This is a genomic window from Streptomyces phytophilus (assembly GCF_013870535.1).
GTDB classification, from domain to species: domain Bacteria; phylum Actinomycetota; class Actinomycetes; order Streptomycetales; family Streptomycetaceae; genus Streptomyces; species Streptomyces phytophilus.
In genome coordinates this window covers 1-3,571 of record NZ_JACBXC010000613.1, presented here as the reverse complement: position 1 = coordinate 3,571, position 3,571 = coordinate 1, and the positions used below count along the sequence as shown (strand labels likewise).

Here is a 3,571-nt window from a genome sequence, read left to right as displayed (position 1 = left end):
GGACCGCTGGACGCTCGCCAACGGCGGTACCCGGATGCGGGTGCTGTCCTACGGCGGCATCGTGCAGTCCCTGGAACTGCCCGACCGCCGCGGCCGGTACGCCAACGTGTCGCTGGGCTTCCGCGCCCTCGACGACTACGTCGCCCTCAGCCCGTACTTCGGCGCGCTCATCGGCCGTTACGGCAACCGCATCGACAGCGGCCGCTTCACCCTCGACGGCCGGACGTACCATCTGCCGCTCAACGACGGCGACCACAGCCTGCACGGCGGCGACAGAGGCTTCGACAAGCGGGTGTGGGACGTCGAGCCGTTCACCTCCGCGGCGGGTACGGGCCTGACGCTGCGCTACGTCAGCGGCGACGGCGAGATGGGCTACCCCGGCGCACTGGCCATCCGGGTCGACTACACCCTCACCGCGGACGGCGACTGGCGGATCGACTACGCCGCCACCACCTCCGCGCCGACGGTCGTGAACCCCACCAGCCACGTGTACTTCAACCTCGCGGGCGAGGGCAGCGGCGACGTCCACGGCCACGAACTGAGGATCGCCGCATCCCGCTACACCCCTGTCGACCAGGGCCTCATCCCCACCGGCGAGCTGGCCCCGGTCGCGCGCACCCCCTTCGACTTCCGGCGGTCGAAGGAGGTCGGCGCGGACCTGCGCGACGACCACGAGCAGCTGTTGTACGGCAAGGGCATCGACCACAACTTCGTCCTGGACAAGGGCGTCACCCGCGCCCCGGAGCAGGCCGTCACGGTCCGTGAGCCGTCCTCGGGCCGCACGATGACCATCAGGACCACCGAGCCCGGCCTGCAGTTCTACAGCGGCAACTTCCTCGACGGGTCCTTCGCGGGCACCTCGGGCCGGGTCTACCGTCAGGGCGACGGCCTCTGCCTGGAGACCCAGCACTTCCCCGACTCCCCGAACCAGCCGTCGTTCCCCAGCACGGTCCTCCGCCCCGGCGACACCTACCGCTCCACCACGGTCCACTCCTTCGCGACGGAGTGATCCTCCCCGCCCCGCAGACACCTCACGTCCCGCGGGGCGGGGCTCTCCCTCGTTCCCCCGGGGCGGTTCCCTCTTTCGAAATTTTCGAACCAGGAACGAAAACTTTCTCTGGCGAAAGTGTTGACGATCCACCGTCAATCCCTCAATCATCCTTGCCTGAGGGGCTGACCGAAGTTCGAGATTTCGAACGAATCCTTCCGTGATCTCTACCTTGGAGGCACAGTCATGGGCTCGTATGCCCATCCCGGACCCGCTGTCCGCCGGAAGCTCCGCGGCCTGCTGCCGGCGCTGGTCGTCTTCGTCCTCGGTGCGGTCGCCACGCTGGCCGCGCCGCCGCCCGCCAACGCCGCCGAGAGCACGCTCGGCGCCGCGGCGGCACAGAGCGGCCGCTACTTCGGTACCGCCATCGCCTCGGGCAGGTTGGGCGACTCGGCGTACACGTCGATCGCGAGCCGCGAGTTCAACTCGGTGACGGCCGAGAACGAGATGAAGATCGACGCCACCGAGCCGCAGCGGGGCCAGTTCAACTTCAGCGCCGGTGACCGCGTCCACAACTGGGCGGTGCAGAACGGTAAGGAGGTGCGCGGCCACACCCTTGCCTGGCACGCCCAGCAGCCCGGCTGGATGCAGAGCCTCAGCGGCAGCACGCTGCGCCAGGCGATGATCGACCACATCAACGGCGTGATGAGCCACTACAAGGGCAAGATCACTCAGTGGGACGTCGTGAACGAGGCGTTCGCCGACGGCAGCACGGGAGCGCGGCGCGACTCCAACCTGCAGCGCACCGGCAACGACTGGATCGAGGTCGCCTTCCGCACCGCGCGCGCCGCCGACCCGGCGGCCAAGCTCTGCTACAACGACTACAACATCGAGAACTGGACCTGGGCCAAGACCCAGGCGGTGTACGCGATGGTCCGGGACTTCAAGCAGCGCGGCGTACCGATCGACTGCGTCGGCTTCCAGTCGCACTTCAACAGCGGCAGCCCCTACAACAGCAACTTCCGCACCACCCTGCAGAGCTTCGCCGCCCTCGGCGTCGACGTGGCCATCACCGAACTCGACATCCAGGGCGCCTCGCCCACGACGTACGCCGACGTGACCAACGACTGCCTGGCCGTCGCGCGCTGCCTCGGCATCACCGTCTGGGGCGTGCGCGACACCGACTCCTGGAGGGCCCAGGACACGCCGCTGCTGTTCAACGGCGACGGCAGCAAGAAGCCCGCGTACACCGCCGTCCTCAACGCGCTCAACGGCGACTCCACCACACCGCCCGGGGATTCCGGACAGATCAAGGGCGTCGCTTCGGGCCGCTGCCTGGACGTGCCGAACGCCGGCACCACCGACGGCACCCAACTCCAGCTATGGGACTGCCACAGCGGCACCAATCAGCAATGGGCCTCCACCGACGCCGGCGAGCTGAGGGTCTACGGCAACAAGTGCCTGGACGCGGCCGGCACCGGCAGCGGCGCCAGAGTTCAGATCTATGGCTGCTGGGGCGGTGACAACCAGAAATGGCGCCTCAACTCCGACGGATCCATCGTCGGCGTTCAGTCCGGCCTCTGCCTCGACGCCGCCGGAACCGCCAACGGAGCCCGGATCCAGCTCTATTCCTGCTCGAACGGCAGCAACCAACGCTGGACCCGCACCTGAGGGGCCTGCCCGAAGCCCAAGGGTGAACCGATGAAGACCTTCCAGTGACACGCCTGCACCACGGAGTGGAGCCCGGACGATCCTGGCTCCACTCCGAAATCCCGGCCGGCCGAGGGCTTGTGCGGCCAGAGGTGTACTGCCGGTCCGCGTCCGGCCGACGACGTATGCGGTAAACACGACTGTGACCTGACGAACCGGCGCCCGGACCGGCAGGTCAGTGCCGGCGCGGCGGTGCCTACCCCCGCAGGGCCAGTACCGTCCAGGCCGCCGTCGCGACCGTCGCGGCGCCGAGTCCGAGGAGGGGGAGGCGGGCCAGGAGCCGGTCGTCCCACTCCTCGCCGGTGCCGGAGGCGAACCGGAGTGCCGGGGTGGCCGCGCGGCCCAGCGCGAAGCCCAGGCCGGCCAGGAGTGCCACGCCCGCGTCGTTGGCCAGCAGCACTCCCAGCGCGAGGGCGTACGGCAGGGTCGCCGACACGTAGGTACGCACCCCGGTGCCCAACTCGAACCCGAACTGCAGCGCGCCGCGCGCCAGATGGCGCTGCAGCACGTCCTGCGGGACCTGCCGGGCGTTCTGCGGCAGCCGCAGGCGCAGCACCCCGGCGTCGCGCGCGACGGCGAGCAGCCCGAGGACGGCCGTCGCCCCGGCGCGCCAGTCCGCCGGGACCGGCGCGGCCAGCCCGGAGGCGAGCCACAGCACGGTGGCCGACAGCAGGGCGCCGAGCAGCAGCCCGGTGGAGAAGACCCCGAGCACGGTGGTCTGTCGATGAACGGCCCGCCAACCTGGCGAGGCAAGCGCGTGCGCGCTGTTCCGCGTTCAAACGGAGCCGGACAGCGAGTAGCCGGCCAGCCCGCCGAGGATCGTCCAGGTGAGCAGGGGGCCGTACCAGCAGGCCGCCGCCGCCCCGCCGCTGA

At 70.1% G+C, this 3,571-nt stretch carries 3 protein-coding genes; 2 read left to right on the top strand and 1 reads right to left on the bottom strand.

The window, feature by feature from the left end; translation table 11 throughout:
• Positions 1-1,009, top strand: a 1,009-nt coding sequence (locus H5J30_RS22285; RefSeq protein WP_181789161.1) for an aldose epimerase family protein, incomplete at its 5' end; no start/stop codon positions are given.
• 225 nt (positions 1,010-1,234) lie between these two features.
• A complete protein-coding gene (locus H5J30_RS22280; protein WP_181789160.1) occupies positions 1,235-2,659 on the top strand; it encodes an endo-1,4-beta-xylanase in 1,425 nt (474 codons plus the stop codon).
• Positions 2,660-2,894: 235 nt separating this feature from the next.
• On the opposite strand, the gene H5J30_RS22275 is transcribed toward H5J30_RS22280, so the two are convergent.
• Positions 2,895-3,410, bottom strand: coding sequence for a hypothetical protein (locus H5J30_RS22275; RefSeq protein WP_181789159.1), 516 nt, complete (start codon positions 3,408-3,410; stop codon positions 2,895-2,897).
• Positions 3,411-3,571 lie beyond the last annotated feature (161 nt).

Bases quoted from the DNA above. Each gene is read 5' to 3' on its own strand.
- H5J30_RS22280 (WP_181789160.1), top strand. From the start codon at position 1,235: ATGGGCTCGTATGCCCATCCCGGACCCGCTGTCCGCCGGAAGCTCCGC.